This is a genomic window from Streptomyces sp. NPDC044044 (genome assembly GCF_056434405.1).
Genome location: NZ_JBWKFG010000014.1, coordinates 99,099 through 114,196 on the forward strand (window position 1 = coordinate 99,099; position 15,098 = coordinate 114,196).

A 15,098-nucleotide genomic window follows, 5' to 3' on the forward strand; every position below is an offset into this window, starting at 1 on the left:
GTCACTTGCCCTTCTTCTTCGAGTCCGCCTTCGACGACTTGAGCGACTCGGCAAGCTCCTGGTCCAGCTCGCTGAACTTCTCGCCGATCTTGTCGATCATCTTGACGGCGCCGTGCGTGTGCTTGCCGAGCTGCTTGACGCCGTAGCCCCACTCGTCGGCGAACTCGTGCACGTCCTCGACGAGCTTGCCCGCACCGACGGCCGAGCCGTCGGTATTGCGCAGGGCGCGGCGCGCGGCATCCATGCGGTCGCTGACCGTGGAGAAGGTCTTGCGCAGGTCTTCGAAGATCGTGTCGTCGAGGCGTAGGTCGCTCATGTCCGCTGCGTGTTTCCCCTCGGCGGTCATCGTCGGTCATCGGCGGCTGGCAGGGCGCGCGGGAAGGGCGCCGGGACCGACGATAACTGTGGGATGCAGGGATTCGCCAGGGCGAACGCTTATGAGGTGAGGGATGACGGGGAGGTATGTGCAGAACCGGTGCACGCTCGCCTGTTCAGACCCGGGAGATCTTGCTTCTTCTTTGCCTTCCGCTTTGCTTCCATTTACTTTCTGGGCGTCCCGGTCCGGCGGGGAACGAGGCGACGGACGCCCGTGGCCCAGCGGGAAGGTGGCGGCTCGACCGTGTGACGAGCCGCCAACCGGACCCACTTGATCAACGGTTGCTGATCAGCGGTTGACGGACTGGACCTCCTCGACGGTGACCGGCTGATCGTTGCCGTACTCGCCGTCGGGAAGGTCACCGCCCGCGCCACCCGTGCCGGCCCAGGTGATCTCCCAGGTGGCGGTGGCCTGGAGGTTGAAGGTGCCGTTGCCGGAGGAGCGCTGGTAGGTGACGCCGCAGGGCGGCTGCTCCTTGGACTTGCCCTTCGCGTACGGCTCACCGATCGAACCGTCGTCGTTGAGCTCGCACTTGCCCGAAGCGGGGATCCGCACGGCGTCCTCGGTACCCGGCTTGATGCTGAGCGCGACGGGCTTCGCGGTCGTCGTCGCCTCGATGTGCAGTCCGGGGGCGTCGAGCGAGGCGGTCACGGACACGGGGCTGAAGTCACCCTTGTCGAGCCAGGCCCAGGTGGGGAGGTTCACCTTGGAGGGGCCGTCGGGGGCGAGGGTGACCTTGGTGCCGGGGACCTTGATCTGCTCGTACGCGAGGCCTGCGAGGATCTCCGGATCGATGACCTGCGGGACGTCCTCAGGGGTCTCGCCGTTCTCGACCCAGAAAGGCTCCCTGTCGCACTTGAACTGCTCGGCCATGGAGGCATTGGGGTTCTGCTGAGCCCCCCACCACATGCCGTCCTTCTCCTTGTCGATGTTGTAGCCGTCCTTGGCGTACGCCTGGTTCTGATCGGACATGTCACCGAGTACGTCGCGGGGTGCGTCGGGATCATGCCGGGCGCCGAAGTAGAGGCGCTGGCGGTACTCCTGGAACTCGGTGGCCTTCCACTCCGGCGCGTACCAGCACCCGGGCGGCGTCCAGTTGGTGTCGACGGAGGCTACGGGGCCGCCACCGCCTTTGTTGTTGCCGGTGGAGGTGTAGGTGATCTTGGCTACGGCGGCTACGGTGTCGCCCTTCTTCTCGGCCGAGGTGGTGCCGTTGGACGGCCCGTCCTCACCGGCCGCCGCGGGACCTGCGGGCCCCGCGGCGACGAATATCAGCGACGAACTGACGGCGGCCAGTATCAGTGGGGCTATGCCCTTTGTCCTCACCATCACCTGCACTCCTTCGCCTCGGTCGCCACCTCTACCTGCTTGGCCCGCCACAGCCCCTTGTTGCTGTCGGAAGCGGTCATGAGGACTTGCCAGGAGTCGAAGTCACTGATGCTCTCCTCTGTGTGGTGCACCTTCTTCGACTTCACTTCCTTGCTGTACAGCTTGCTGCTGTCGCTGCAGAAGGTGACGACGGCCGACTTGTCGCTCTTCACGGGCTCGACCTTGACGCCGGTGAAGTGCATTTCCCCGGAGATCGTGAAGCCCTTGTCGACGCGCTGCTTGATCTGGTCCTTGGCGTACTTGAAGGCCGGGCTCTGATACTCCGAGTAGAACTTGTACGCCGCGTCCTCCGTGTCCTGCTGCACGATTCCGTACCGAATCGACTTCACGAAGTTCCCGGCGTCATTCGCGGCAGCGGTCTGGTCCGGATCCGACACGTTTGCCTTGTCGAAGACGATCTGCACGCCCGAGGGAAACTTCATCTCGGGCCGGTCCACGACAGGCGCCTCGCTCTTCTTGCCGCTGGGCGACGCACTCTTCTTGCCGCCGTCATCCGCCCCAGCGATCTTGTCCTTGCCCGAGTCCTTGTCGTCCCCACCCCCGCATCCGGTCAGGAGCAGAGCAGTGGCTGCCGTCAGCGAGACGACGGCGACGGGCAGGGTGCGACTGCGGTTCACGTGGGACTCCCGGTGGGGCGACAGTTCTGCAAGCCATCCGAAGGTACTGAAGTGGTCAATGGATTCGCCAGGTTTCACAATGCCGAGTAGTGAATGTCTCGTGAGGTGAATGGCCGTACAAAGCCGCCCAGTTCGGTCGCAGCGGGGACGAATTGGCTCGCCCGTCACAAATAGCCGGAATGGCAGGCTCCACAGGCGCGAAGACAGACGATGCACGTGAAGGGCGGAAGAGGAAGAATGAGCGGCATGGCCAAGGTGAAAGGCATCGATGCCCGCGGCATGCAGCACTGTGAGACGACAGCGCTGGGCGTGCTCCTGCGGCATGAGGGACTCGACCTGTCCGAGCCCATGCTGTTCGGGCTCGGCTCCGGGCTGTCCTTCATCTACTGGGACAGCAAAGCCATCGGCTTTCCCTTCCTGGGAGGCCGGGTCAAGCCGTTCGAGCTCACCAGGAACCTGGCCGCCGTACTCGGGCTTGAGCTGCTGGTCGAGGAGACCACCTCCCCGCGCAAGGCATGGCAGAACGTGGCGGCGCCCATCGACGCCGGTCGGCCGGTGGGCCTTCAGCTCGACAGCTACCACCTGGACTACTTCAGCACCAAGGTCCACTTCGGCGGGCACGTCGTGGCCATGTACGGCTACGACGAACAGGACGCCTACCTGGTGGACACCGCCCCGCAGGGCGGAGCCGTCTCGACCAGCCTCGCCGCCCTCGCCAGGGCCAGGGCCGAGCGCGGCCCCATGACCGCAAGGCACCGCTCCTTCACGATCACGGCGCCCAGCAGCCTGACGTCACCGCAGGACCGGATCATCCCCGCGATCAAGACCTGCGCCGACGCCTTCCTGAACCCGCCCATCGCGAACCTGGGCCACCGGGGCATCGAGAAGGCCGCCAGGCAAGTGCCGAAGTGGTTGCAGCGCACCGAAAATCCGCGGGTGGACCTGCCGCGGGCCGCGGTCCTGATGGAGAAGGCCGGCACCGGCGGCGCCCTGTTCCGCAACCTCTACCGGGACTTCCTCGCCGAGTGCGCCCAGCTGATCGACAGCAGCCACCTGCGCACCGGCCACCGCCTGTACGCCGAGGCCGCCACCCTCTGGACACAGGTCGCCGCACTCGTCGCGACGGTGGGCGAATCCGACGACGCGAAGCACCTCGTGCAAGCAGGCTCGCTCCTCCACGAGCTCTCGCGCATCGAACGCGAGGCGATGCAGGCACTGAGCATGCTCTAGCGGCTGGGCTGGGCTGGGCTGGGCTGGGCTGGGCTGGGCTGGGCGGCTGGGCGGCCCTCGCCACAGGACCCGAGTGCCGCCTCGTAGGCTGACAAGCCAGAGCCAACAAAGGGGACGGGGACAAGAGCATGGCCCGCTACACCGAAGCGCAGACCATCGCCCGCGGCGGATTCAGCATCAAGGTGCCGGAGACCTGGTGGGAGTTCGACGTCCGCCCGGAGTCGCGCGACGCCAGCATCCGCCAGATGATCAACGACCGCGTACGCGAACGCCCCGAGCTGGAGCCGCACCGGAACACCTTCGAGGGCTTCCTGCGCAAGGCGTCCAAGGAGGCCTGGCAGTCCGGAGCCCTGTACTGCGGCTGCATGGCGGAGAGCTTCGGCGGCGACGTGCCGATCACCGGCTCGGTCACGGTCTCCCTGGTCGGCGCCCGCACGTCGAGCGGCGACGTGCTGCCGACGGACCCCGCCGCGATCGTGGCCCAGCTCGGCGTACGGGAGGCCAAGCGCGAGGGCGACACGTACCGGAAGGTCACGACGGTGGACATACCGGGCGTGGGGATGGCGGCCAGGGCGTTCGGCATCGAGGACGTCTCGGTCCCCGGCGACGACCGCACGATGAGGGTCGTACTGATGCAGACGTTCATTCCGGTGCCGGGGCAGGAGGGCAAGGTCGCGCTGGTGGCGGGGAGCAGCCAGGTCCTGGACCTGGCGGAGTCGTTCTTCGACATCTTCGACGCGGTGACGTCCACCTTCCGCTTCGCGGAGTAGCGGGCAGGGGGGAAGAGGGAGGAGGAAAGGAAGGGGGAGGGGCATGGAGATCCGGTTGAATCCTCCGGATGGCGCGACGACGACGCGGGCCGCGCCAAGTCCCCCTCGGGGAGCGGTTGTTTGAACTGACTCCGGATCCCCGTCGACACCGCTGCCCTGCGGCCCTGCCGCCTTCCCATGCTTCGCACATGGCTAGTAACTTCGCATGTGTGTAGGGAAACTGACGGGGCGGATGCGACGGGGGTTGCGGCATGGCGGGGAATCGTCCGGCGGATTGGCATGTCCTCGACTTGGACAGGGACCCAACTCCCGGCGATCCGGACCGAGTCCGGAACCTCGCCAAGAACCTCCACGATTTCGCCGACGATGTCTCGAAGGTCCTCCGCGATATCAAGGGGATGGCGGGCGAGGACGCGATCCTGACCTGGGCGGGTAAGACGGCGGAGTCGTTCACGGCGGAGTTCGAGGATGCGCCGGGCAAGCTGAAGAAGCTCAAGAAGAGCTACGAGATGGCCGGGGACGCCCTCTCCACCTACTGGCCCGAACTGGAACGCGCCCAGGCCCTGGCGGACAAGGCCCTGGTCAAGGGCCGTGAAGCGCAAGGGGACTTGAGCTCCGCCCAGACCCGGCTCACCTCCGCCGACTCCTGGATGGACAAGGCGGGCAAGGAAGCCGACAAGTACAAGGACGACAAAGACAGTGGCAAGGACGTCCCGAAGCCCGACCCGGACAAGGTCAAGGCCGCCACCCGCAACGCGAACTCCGCCGAGAAGGCCCAGAGCGCCGCCAAGTCGGATGTGTCCGCCGCGAAGAGCAACCTTGATGCCGCGAAGAAGATGGCCGAGGACGCGCGCAAGATGCGCGAGGACGCGGCGGGTACGGCGAAGAAGAAACTCGAAGACGCCTCCGACGCCGGTATCCAGAACCGCAAGTGGTGGGAGGAGGTCGGGGACTGGGTCACCGACAACTGGGACACCATCGTCGCCGTCTGCAAAGTCGTCGTCGCCGTCCTCGGCGTCATCGCCATGATCATCGGCGGGCCCATCCTCGGCGCGATCGTCCTCATCGCCGCCCTCGTCGTCCTCGCCGACACCCTCAACAAATACGCCAACGGCGAGGCCTCCCTATGGGACGTCGCCTTCGCCGCCCTCGACTGCATCCCCGGCATGAAGGGCCTCACCAGCCTCCGCGGCCTCGCCAAGGGCGCGATGGGCCTCAAGGCCGGGATGAAGGGCCTGTCGCTCGGCGTCAAGGGGCTGGGGAAGGGCGCTCGTGCCATGGGGCGGCAGGTGAAGAAGCTCTTCACCTGCGGCGACCCGATCGACATAGCCACCGGCGACATGGTCATGTCCGCAACCGACGTGGAGCTGAGTGGCGTGCTTCCTCTTGTGCTGGAGCGCCACTACCGCACGAGCAACAGCAACAGCAACAGCAACAGCAATAGCAACAGCCGCCTCTTCGGGCGGAGTTGGACCTCCACTCTCGATCAACGGCTGCGACTCGAAGCCACGAGCGCACTGCTCACCACCGCCGACGGCATGACCCTCGTCTATCCGGTGCCGGAACCGGACGGGCCTGTCCTCCCCGTGGAGGGCCCGGCCTGGCCGTTGAGCTGGGACCGCCACCCCGGTGGCACGCTCACCGTGGAGCAGCCCGAGACCGGCCTGAGGCTGCACTTCCGACCGTTGCCGGAGGGTTCCCCTGACGATGACGAGCTTCCGCTGGCCATGATCAGTGACCGAAACGACAACACCATCGAGGTCACATACGACGCCGACGGACTGCCTGACGAGGTCACCCACCACGGCGGTTACCGCGTCGGCGTGACGTGCGCGGACGGACGGGTCACAGAGCTGTCCCTGCGCAGCCACCCAGAGCAGCCCACACTGGTTCGCTTCGGGTACGACGAGCACGGCCGCCTGGCCGAGGTGTACGACTCCTCCGGACAGCCGCAGAAGCTCTTCCACGACGACCAGCACCGCATCAACGGCTGGGAGGACCGCAACGGCGCGTGGTACCGGTACGAGTACGACGCCGGTGGTCGTTGCGTGGCCACGCACGGAGTGGACGGCCTGCTCGACAACACCTTCGACTACGACGACGAGGCACACGTCACGACCGTGGTCGACGCACTCGGATTCAGCACGCGCTTCCAGTTCAATGACGCCTACCAGCTCGTCGCCGAGACCGACCCCGTGGGGAACACGGTGCTGCAGGAGTGGGACCACCGCGACCAGATGGTGTCCTGGACCGATGCGCTCGGGCGTACCCTCCGCATGGAGCGGGACGAGATGGGCAACCTCACGAAGGTCCAGTTGCCCGACGGGGCCACCTCCAGAGTGAGCTACAACGCCCTCAACTTGCCGGTGGAGCACGTCTCCTATGACGGCACCGTGGTGCGCCAGGAATGGGACGAGCGGGGCAACTGCACCTCGCTGACCGAGGCCGACGGGGCCACCACGCGGTTCACCCGTGATGGAACAGGTGCTCCTACGTCAGTGACGGACGCGCTGGGGGCGGTGTCCCGTTTCACGAACAACGAGGCCGGGCAGCAGCTCACCGCGACGGAACCGCTGGGCGCGACGACCCGGTACGAGTACGACCCCTTCGGCCGCCAGACCGCCATCAGCGACCCCTTGGGCGCGACGACGCGAATCCTCTGGACCGTCGAAGGGCGGATGGCGGCCAGGACACACCCCGACGGTTCCATCGAGTCCTGGACGTACGACGGTGAAGGCAACTGGCTGACGCACACCGACGCACTCGGCCAGGTCACCCGTCACACCTATGGAGCCTTCGGGCTGCTGGTTTCCCGCACCACTCCGGACGGAGCCCGTCACACCTTTACCCACGACGCCGAGCTGAGGCTGATACAGGTGACGGGGCCCGGCGGGCTCGCATGGGATTACGCGTACGACCCGGCGAGCAGGCTCATATCGGAGTCCGACTTCGACGGCCGTACCGTCGCCTACGAGTACGACGCAGCCGGACAACTCCTCAGTCGTACCAACGCCGTGGGGCAGACGACGACCTTCACCTATGACGTGGCGGGGAATCAGGTCGAGAAGTGCGTGGACGGCGTGACGACGGTCTTCACGCACGATGCCGCGAGCCGTGTGCTGACGGCTGTCAGCCCCGATGCCACGCTCACGTACACGTACGACCAAGTGGGCCGCAAGACCGAAGAGGCCATCGACGGTCGAGCGCTGTCCACGTCGTACGACGCCTTGAGCCGTCCCACCCGGCGTACCACTCCCGTGGGGGCCACCAGCACGTACCGCTACGACACGGCGGGGCGCCGTACGACGCTCACTGCCTCGGGCCACACCCTGACGTCTGCGTACGACGACCTTGGGCGCGAGATCGCCCGCGGCATCGGGGGCACGGGTACTTCCCTCTCCCTGAGCTGGGATGCCGAGGGCCGTCTCACCGAACAGATGTTGACCGGCCCGGGAGGCTCCTGGCAGCACTTGCGCCGGGCTTACGCCTACCGGGCCGACGGCAACGCCGTCGCGATGAACGACTTTGCCACGGGTCGGAGGGAATTCGATCTCGACACGATGGGCCATGTCACGGCGGTGCGCGCCGAAGGCTGGGACGAGTCGTACGCCTACGACGCATCGGGCAATCAGACGCGGGCCACGTGGCCGGACACGTTTCACGGCGCCGACGCCCGGGGCGATCGTTCCTACGCCGGCAGCCGTGTCACGCGCGCCGGCTCCGTCCACTACGAGTACGACGCCGCCGGACGTGTCGTACTGCGCCGCAAGACACGGCTGTCCCGCAAACCGGACATCTGGCGTTACAGCTGGGACGGTGAGGACCACCTCACTGCTGTCACCACCCCGGACGGCACCTGCTGGCGATACGCGTACGACTCGCTCGGGCGTCGCGTCGCCAAACGACGGCTGTCCGCGGACGGGGCGACGGTCGTAGAGGAGATCCGCTTTGTCTGGGACGGCCCGCACTTGGTGGAGCAGACGGCCTGGCCGTCGAACAGCCGCGATCAGTCGACGACGATCACATGGGATCGTGACGGCCTGATCCCGGTCGCCCAGATTGAACGGACGACGATGGGAGGCGCGCCCCAGGACGGCGTGCCCCAGGACAGCGCACCCCAGGACGGCACACCCCCAGGGGATGTCGACGAACGCTTCTTCGCTATCGTCACCGATCTTGTTGGCGCCCCGACCGAACTCGTCGACGAGGAAGGCATAGTCGCCTGGCGGTCCGAGACCACGCTCTGGGGGCTCACCACGTGGAACGCGGATGCCAGGACCTCCACCCCTCTCCGGTTCCCGGGCCAGTACTTCGACCCTGAGACCGAGCTGCACTACAACAACCTCCGCCACTACGACCCGACCACCGCGACCTACATCAGTCCGGACCCCTTGGGACTTGACGCGGGGCCCAACGCGCGCGCCTATGTCGCCAATCCCCAGCGCTGGACCGACTATTTGGGGCTTGTCTGCGATTCCGTGATCCTCGGCAGGAACCTGGCAGCGGACGGGCGTCCCGTGCTGCCGGGTCAGGCCGCGGCGCATATTGTTCCTTCCGGAATCAAACGGCCGAAGTCTCTGGCGGTCGACAGCCGAGCCATATTGAAGCGGTACAACGTTGATATCAACGACGCGGCGAACGGGATACCTTTGGGTCATGCGAAGCCGCACAACTTCACGCATCGCGACAAGTTCCTCATCAGACTGAACCAGCATCTGGTGGACACGGAGGCAATCGGCTTGGCCCGTGGCCACAGCGTCGCTCAGATCGGTGCCTCGATCCGTCAGGAATTGCGGAGCATCGGTAAACAGGTACAACATGAGCTCTCGCCCGCCCAGATGGTGAACGGTGCGCCTTCACCCACCGCAACCTGGACGAGGCTGACGCCCTGACGAAAAGTGGAAGGCTAGAGGTGGAAAGCGCATGACGACCGAAGACCGAGAAGTTCCCATCTCCGTGTACCGACTGCTGCCGAGTATGCGGGAGTTCCAACTTCTTCGCTTCGACAGCTCCCTGGTGGATGTCATGCGCTGGCAGCTGAATGACTCAGAGGGAGAACCCCCCACTCATTTCAATGTGGAGTGGACAGGTGACTCGCGTTGGCGTAAGAGTGAATTCCCCTATGGATCTCCCAGTGTGCCCACCCTCAGCCGCCGTCTAGTTGACCGTCTGGGTGCCGACCTCACGGCGGCCGGCAGCCTCTTGCCGGTGCACTTTGAATCCCCTGAAAAGGCCCCAAAGCCCGCGGCGCGCACGGAAGATGAATACTTTCTCTACCTCGTGAAGTGCGCCGTCGACTGCCTCGATACGGAGCAGTCCTCGCCTCCGGACCAGCTCGGTCGAATCCAGGCATCGGTGTTCCGTCCGGATGCCGTGCCCACGGAGCTCCCGGCGTTCAGGGCGACGCAATTTCCCACCGCGGTCTGCTGGAACGGCTGGATGATGGAGCGCCTGGCCGATCTCCTGGGGGATCAACTGGAGACCCGCCTCATCTGGTCGGAGGACCCGACGCTCACTCCGCACCCCAACCCCTGGGGATTCTGACGTGACTGTTCCCACGACATTCCGGGACCACATGCGTCGTGGGGCGAAGGAAATCCTGGAGAGGTTTCCTGATGACCTCAAGCCTGAGATCTATGTCGTCTCGTTCAACATCTGGCGTGTCAACTACGACCCCCGATTCCCGTACCTGACCATCGGCTACAACACCGAGAGCGAGGTCCGCCGCGTACTGGACACGGAGTGTTCGTACGAGGGAGCGGCCCGGTGGGAGTATTCCTATTGGCTGTTGGAGGGATTCGAAAAGCTCGGGCGCGTTCCCGAGGACCCGGTCGGTGGTGAGCTTTACGTCGAGGAGATGAGGAGGAAGGGGATTTGGTACGACGGTGAGGCTGGGCCCCTGGAGCGACCGCAAGACGAGGCCGGGGTGGAGGACGTGCGGGATGCTGTGGACGAGCGACTTGTGCTTGATTTCGATGAAGTGTGCATCGGTCTCGCCCGTCATCTGCATGACAGTGGCCAACTCGACGCCGTACTCGGCAGGGCAGTGCCGATTGTCGTGTTCGACATGGACCGTCCTGAGTGGGAGATCGAGGCGACGGAGGCAGCCAATCCTCCGAGCCTGATCGCTGCGTTCTCAGCCCATGTCGGCGGTTCGTGACGAGTAACGCAGGCGGGAGAACCTCAGCCCCCGAGGGGCGGTCCCGGATCCCCCGCCCGCGCATGTGATCAGCGCGCCGGATCAGCGCCGGATCAGCGCCGGATCAGCGCCGGATCAGCGTCGAATCAGCGGCGGTTCATCCCCCGCTTGACCCTCTTCCCCGCCGCCGACTCATCCAGCGTCTTCCACAGCTTCGACGAACTCAGCGACGTGTACACCCCCGGAGCCCCCTGCGCCCCGCACCCATCCCCGTACGAGACGACGCCGATCTGGATCGGGGCCCTGCGGCCGGGGACAGTGCGGAAGATGGGGCCGCCGCTGTCGCCCTGGCAGGAGTCCTTCGTCTCTACTCCCGCGCAGAAGTTGACCTTTGAGTCGTACTCCCCGTAACTCGTCCCGCATTCCGCGTGCGAGAGGATCGGGACCTTGACCTGGCGCAGGCGGTCGGGGGTGTTGGGGAGTTCCGTGTCCGTGTTTCCCCAGCCCGCGACCGTCGCCTTCTGACCCGGGCGGATCAGGGCGTCCGTGCCCTGCGTGGGGAGGGCGATCGGGGAGATGCCCCGTACCGGCTTGCTGAGTTGGATGAAGGCGACGTCGTATGCCTCCTGACGCTTCAGGTAGCGCGGGTGCACCACCACGCCGCCCTTGGCCACATTGCGTATCTGGCCCTGGCCGGACTTGGAAAGGACCGTGCGGCCCACCGCCACCTGGAGCTTCTTCGGCTTCAGGGGCTTGCCCGCGTCGTCCACCAGGCAGTGCGCCGCCGTCATCACGGTGTCCGTGGTGACGAGGCTGCCGCCGCAGAACTGGCGGTCCAGCGGGCTGCCGGAGCCCTTGTCCATCACGGCCGCCATGAACGGGTAGGCGTCGTTGGACACTTCGGTGCCACCGATGATCGCGTGCGCGGCGGGGGTGGTGGTGGCCAGCATGGCGAGCGCCGCCGTGGCTACGCCGGCTGCCGCCATCGTCTTGCGGGGCGCCGGCCGTGCGGTACGTCGTACGCGCGAGGAGTGCGAAGGACGCGAGGGAAAGGAAAGTCTCATGGGGGTCGAATTTCTCTTCCGTGTCGAGCATGTCGATCATGTCGAACAAGCAGGATTCCGTTGTGCGGTACGCCGGCCCACGCGTTGATGCTGCTGCGGGGCGTGGCGCGCCGAACTGTGAGACGGGGGAGCATGGGTGCGGGTTCATTGACGCGCCCCCCCCGGGCCCGGCGACGCCTCCCAGCCGCACTTGGCCGAACTCCGCCCAACCGGGAACCACCCCCGCCCCTCCCGGCGTCATCCGTGCGGCTGAACGATCAGCTGCTCATCGGTCACCGCCAGGTTGGTGTTCCTCATCACCGCCCCCCGCGGCGCCCGTTGCGCAAAGGGTGGATATTCGCGTACGCACATCCTCATCTCCTCCTCCGCATCGCGGAATGGGTGGGAACCATGGAGTACGGATTGCGCGTGGATAACGATGAGGGGGACGGGCCGCAGCAGTCTTAACGCGCCTTGAGGGGCTTATGTGCTGCTGATACGGTGCGATGACTTGACACTGTGCCTGGGGCTGAATAGCCCGCCCGAGGCGGGCGAAGAGAGTCGCGAGTGTCTGAAAATGACCGAATCTTCTTGGGCGTGCGGGGAGCAGTTGCGTGAAGATCCAAGAGCGTACGGGGGCGGGCAACAACCGTTCCGCCGCGCCGGTTCAGCCAGCGGTCGGTGAGCGCCTTCCCGCGCCGCCTCGCGAGCGCAAACCGGCACTCGCGGCCCTGGCCGTTCTGCTCATCCTCATCGGCGCCCTCGGTGCCACCGTCCTCGTGCTGCGCGCGGGAGAGCGTGTGGAGGTCGTGAAGGTGACGGCGGAGATCCCGGCGGGGGAGTCCGTGAGCGACAGCAACATCACCTCCGTCATGGTCGCCGACGACGCGAGCATCAACTACGTGAAGTGGTCGCAGGTCGGCGGGCTGAAGAAGCTCAAGGCCACCAACACCATTCCCAAGGGCGCCGTGGCCGTCGGCGAGATGTTCTCCAGCAAGAGCGGACTGCCCGCGGGCAAGTCGGCCGTCGGTGTCTCCCTCAAGGAGGGGCAGTACCCCGCGTCCGGCCTGAAGTCCGGCGACAGCGTGGACGTCTACCAGGTCGGTGACTCCGCCTCCTCCGGCTCCGACAAGGAGACCGGCGGCTCCGCCGGATCGAGCGCGAGTGACTCGCCCATCGTCTCGGCCGCCCGCGTCAACAACGTCTCGGACAAGAGCGACGCCACCGTGAGCACCGGCGCCCTCGGCGTCACGCTCCTGGTGGACACCGCCGACGCCGCCGCCGTCACCAGGGCCGCGTCCGCCGGTGCCGTCTCGCTCGTCCAAGTGTCTCCCAACGGCAACTAGAGGCGAGTAGAAGAGACATGGCGCTCATTGCTCTCGCTGCCGACAAGGGGTCTCCCGGAGTCACCACCGCGGCCGTCGCGCTCGCAGCCGTCTGGCCGCGGCGCGTGCTGGTCGCGGAGACCGACCCCGCAGGCGGCGACCTGGTCTACCGCAGTGCCGCCGCGCACGGCGGACCGCTCAACCCCAACACCGGGATGCTCAGCATCGCGGCCACCGCACGCCGCGGCCTCGTGCCCGACCAACTCTGGGACCACACCCAGCCGTTGAGCGGGGGACTCGAGGTGCTCGTCGGGCTCGGTGTGGCCGAGCAGGCCGCCGGGCTCGCGGGGCTCTGGCCGACCCTCGGCCGTGCCTTCTCGCAGCTCGCCGACTCCCCGCACGCGCCCGCAGATGTCATCGCCGACTGTGGTCGTATCAGTGGGGACACTCCCGCCGTCGAGCTCTTCCCGCAGGCTGCCCTCGTGCTGCTCGTCTCGCGGACCGAGCCGGAGGCCATCGCGCGCGTGCGCGACCGTGCCGCCGCCCTCGCCGCCAAGCTGCACGGCGGATCGCGTGGGGCCGCCTCGCTGGCGACCCCGCTCATCGGCGTACTCCTGATCGCCGACCCCTCGACGTCCGCCAAGCTCGTCCACCAGGTCAACGACATGCTGGTGGCCGCGCAGACCGGCGCCCGCGTCGTCGGCACGCTCGCCGAGGACCCGGCGGGTGCCGAGCAGTTGGCGGGCCGCAAGCGCGGCCGTCTCGACAAGTCGATGCTGATCCGCTCGGCCCGCAAGGTGACCGTCGACCTGTACCAGCAGTACGGCGCCGCCTGGGCCAACCCGGCAGCGGGCGCGCAGGGCATGCAGGGCATACAGGGCACGCGCGGGGCGGGCCGATGAGCGTTCCCGTCGATCACCAGCTCGTAAAGCGGTTCCGGCAGGACGCCGGTGACCGCATCGCCGAGCAGCGCCGCCTGGACCAGGTCTCGGGCGTCACCCCCATGTCGGGCGAGGACGAGCGGCAGTACGCCCGCGCCGTCATCGCCCAGATCCTGGAGGAGTACGCCCGGATAGAGATCAACGCCGGGCGCACCCCGCTGGACGCCGACACCGAGGAGAAGTACGCGGCCGCCGTGCACGCGGCGCTCTTCGGCGTCGGACGGCTCCAGCCGCTGCTCGACGACCCCGAGGTCGAGAACATCGACATCAACGGGTACGACCAGGTCTTCGTCGGATACGCCGACGGGCGCGAGACCAAGGGCGACCCGGTCGCCGAGACGGACGAGGAGCTCATCGAGCTCATCCAGATCCTCGGCGCCTACTCCGGTCTCTCCTCGCGCCCCTTCGACTCCGCGAACCCGCAGCTCGACCTCCGGCTGCCCGACGGCTCGCGTCTGTCGGCCGTCATGGACGTCACGCGGCGGCCCGCGCTCTCCATCCGACGTGCCCGCATGGGCAAGGTCTTCATGTCGGACCTGGTGGGCAACGGCACGGTGACACCCGAGGTCGCGCACTTCATGGCGTGCGCGGTGCGGGCCCGCAAGAACATCATGATCGCGGGCGCGACGAACGCAGGAAAGACCACTCTGCTGCGCGCGCTCGCGAACGAGATCCCGCCGCACGAGCGTCTGGTGACCGTCGAGCGAGCCCTGGAGCTCGGCCTCGACCAGTACGCCGACCTGCACCCGAACGTCGTCGCCTTCGAGGAGCGCCTGCCCAACTCCGAGGGCCAGGGCACCATTTCGATGGCGGAGCTCGTGCGCCGTTCGCTCCGTATGAACCCCTCGCGGGTCATCGTCGGTGAGGTGCTCGGCGACGAGATCGTGACGATGCTGAACGCGATGTCGCAGGGCAACGACGGCTCGCTCTCCACGATCCACGCCAACAGCTCGAGTGAGGTCTTCAACCGCATCTCGACGTACGCCCTCCAGGCCACCGAGCGGCTGCCCATCGAGGCGAGCCAGATGCTCGTGGCCGGAGCCGTCAACTTCGTCGTCTTCATCCAGCGGCGCAACAACTACCAGACCGGCGGCAAGCTCCAGCGCATGGTGACCTCGGTCCGCGAGGTCAACGGCGTCGACGGCCGCGTCCTGTCCAGCGAGGTCTTCGCGGAGGCCGCCAACGGGCAGGTCGTCGCGCACGCGCCGATCGCCTGCATGGACGACCTGGCCGTCTTCGGCTACCGCCCCGCCGGGCAATGGGGGTGA

12 protein-coding genes are annotated in these 15,098 nt (G+C 66.9%); 8 read left to right on the forward strand and 4 right to left on the reverse strand.

Translation table 11 applies throughout. The features are described from left to right. Position 1 precedes the first annotated feature (1 nt). The 3 genes from AC07AG_RS40250 to AC07AG_RS40260 all read right to left on the reverse strand — a co-directional run bounded on the left by AC07AG_RS40250 (position 2) and on the right by AC07AG_RS40260 (position 2,382). Entirely contained in the window at positions 2-316 is a 315-nt protein-coding gene (locus AC07AG_RS40250; RefSeq protein WP_478761826.1) for a hypothetical protein, read from the reverse strand. A gap of 348 nt (positions 317-664) precedes the next feature. After that, a complete protein-coding gene (locus tag AC07AG_RS40255) occupies positions 665-1,705 on the reverse strand; it encodes a hypothetical protein (RefSeq protein WP_478761827.1) in 1,041 nt (346 codons plus the stop codon). Beyond that, positions 1,705-2,382, reverse strand: a complete 678-nt coding sequence (locus tag AC07AG_RS40260) for a hypothetical protein (protein WP_478761829.1) — start codon at positions 2,380-2,382, stop codon at positions 1,705-1,707. Before AC07AG_RS40260 ends, AC07AG_RS40255 begins: the two co-directional genes overlap by 1 nt. Before the next feature lie 246 nt (positions 2,383-2,628). Between AC07AG_RS40260 and AC07AG_RS40265 the strand changes: the two genes are divergently transcribed. The 5 genes from AC07AG_RS40265 (at position 2,629) to AC07AG_RS40285 (ending at position 10,542) form a co-directional block, all read left to right on the forward strand. Then, a complete protein-coding gene (locus tag AC07AG_RS40265; RefSeq protein WP_478761831.1) occupies positions 2,629-3,612 on the forward strand; it encodes a BtrH N-terminal domain-containing protein in 984 nt (327 codons plus the stop codon). Positions 3,613-3,740: 128 nt separating this feature from the next. Further along, a complete protein-coding gene (locus tag AC07AG_RS40270; RefSeq protein ID WP_478761832.1) occupies positions 3,741-4,382 on the forward strand; it encodes a hypothetical protein in 642 nt (213 codons plus the stop codon). Between the two features lie 290 nt (positions 4,383-4,672). Further along, positions 4,673-9,274, forward strand: a complete 4,602-nt coding sequence (locus AC07AG_RS40275; protein WP_478761833.1) for a DUF6531 domain-containing protein — start codon at positions 4,673-4,675, stop codon at positions 9,272-9,274. A gap of 31 nt (positions 9,275-9,305) precedes the next feature. Next, the gene (locus tag AC07AG_RS40280) at positions 9,306-9,926 is read left to right on the forward strand and encodes a hypothetical protein (protein WP_478761835.1); all 621 of its coding nucleotides are present in this window, start codon (positions 9,306-9,308) and stop codon (positions 9,924-9,926) included. A 1-nt stretch (position 9,927) separates the two neighbouring features. Beyond that, on the forward strand, positions 9,928-10,542 hold the full coding sequence (locus AC07AG_RS40285) for a hypothetical protein (protein ID WP_478761837.1): 615 nt from the start codon (positions 9,928-9,930) through the stop codon (positions 10,540-10,542). Between the two features lie 125 nt (positions 10,543-10,667). Here the strand turns inward: AC07AG_RS40285 and AC07AG_RS40290 are convergent, their stop codons facing one another. Then, the gene (locus tag AC07AG_RS40290; protein WP_478761839.1) at positions 10,668-11,585 is read right to left on the reverse strand and encodes a S1 family peptidase; all 918 of its coding nucleotides are present in this window, start codon (positions 11,583-11,585) and stop codon (positions 10,668-10,670) included. A gap of 593 nt (positions 11,586-12,178) precedes the next feature. On the opposite strand from AC07AG_RS40290, the gene AC07AG_RS40295 reads away from it, so the two are divergent. The 3 genes from AC07AG_RS40295 to AC07AG_RS40305 are packed head-to-tail and all read left to right on the forward strand — an operon-like array spanning position 12,179 to position 15,098. After that, on the forward strand, positions 12,179-12,910 hold the full coding sequence (locus AC07AG_RS40295; RefSeq protein WP_478761841.1) for an RcpC/CpaB family pilus assembly protein: 732 nt from the start codon (positions 12,179-12,181) through the stop codon (positions 12,908-12,910). 17 nt (positions 12,911-12,927) lie between these two features. Further along, positions 12,928-13,791, forward strand: a complete 864-nt coding sequence (locus AC07AG_RS40300; protein WP_478761842.1) for a hypothetical protein — start codon at positions 12,928-12,930, stop codon at positions 13,789-13,791. Next, a complete protein-coding gene (locus AC07AG_RS40305; RefSeq protein WP_478761843.1) occupies positions 13,788-15,098 on the forward strand; it encodes a CpaF family protein in 1,311 nt (436 codons plus the stop codon). The genes AC07AG_RS40300 and AC07AG_RS40305 overlap by 4 nt, the downstream gene beginning before the upstream one ends.

What these genes read in the sequence shown, in the direction of transcription:
- AC07AG_RS40290 (WP_478761839.1), bottom strand. Translation starts at nt 11,585, where the DNA reads ATGAGACTTTCCTTTCCCTCGCGTCCTTCGCACTCCTCGCGCGTACGA.
- AC07AG_RS40300 (WP_478761842.1), top strand. Translation starts at nt 12,928, where the DNA reads ATGGCGCTCATTGCTCTCGCTGCCGACAAGGGGTCTCCCGGAGTCACC.
- AC07AG_RS40265 (WP_478761831.1), top strand. Translation starts at nt 2,629, where the DNA reads ATGGCCAAGGTGAAAGGCATCGATGCCCGCGGCATGCAGCACTGTGAG.
- AC07AG_RS40270 (WP_478761832.1), top strand. Translation starts at nt 3,741, where the DNA reads ATGGCCCGCTACACCGAAGCGCAGACCATCGCCCGCGGCGGATTCAGC.
- AC07AG_RS40305 (WP_478761843.1), top strand. Translation starts at nt 13,788, where the DNA reads ATGAGCGTTCCCGTCGATCACCAGCTCGTAAAGCGGTTCCGGCAGGAC.
- AC07AG_RS40250 (WP_478761826.1), bottom strand. Translation starts at nt 316, where the DNA reads ATGAGCGACCTACGCCTCGACGACACGATCTTCGAAGACCTGCGCAAG.
- AC07AG_RS40255 (WP_478761827.1), bottom strand. Translation starts at nt 1,705, where the DNA reads ATGGTGAGGACAAAGGGCATAGCCCCACTGATACTGGCCGCCGTCAGT.
- AC07AG_RS40280 (WP_478761835.1), top strand. Translation starts at nt 9,306, where the DNA reads ATGACGACCGAAGACCGAGAAGTTCCCATCTCCGTGTACCGACTGCTG.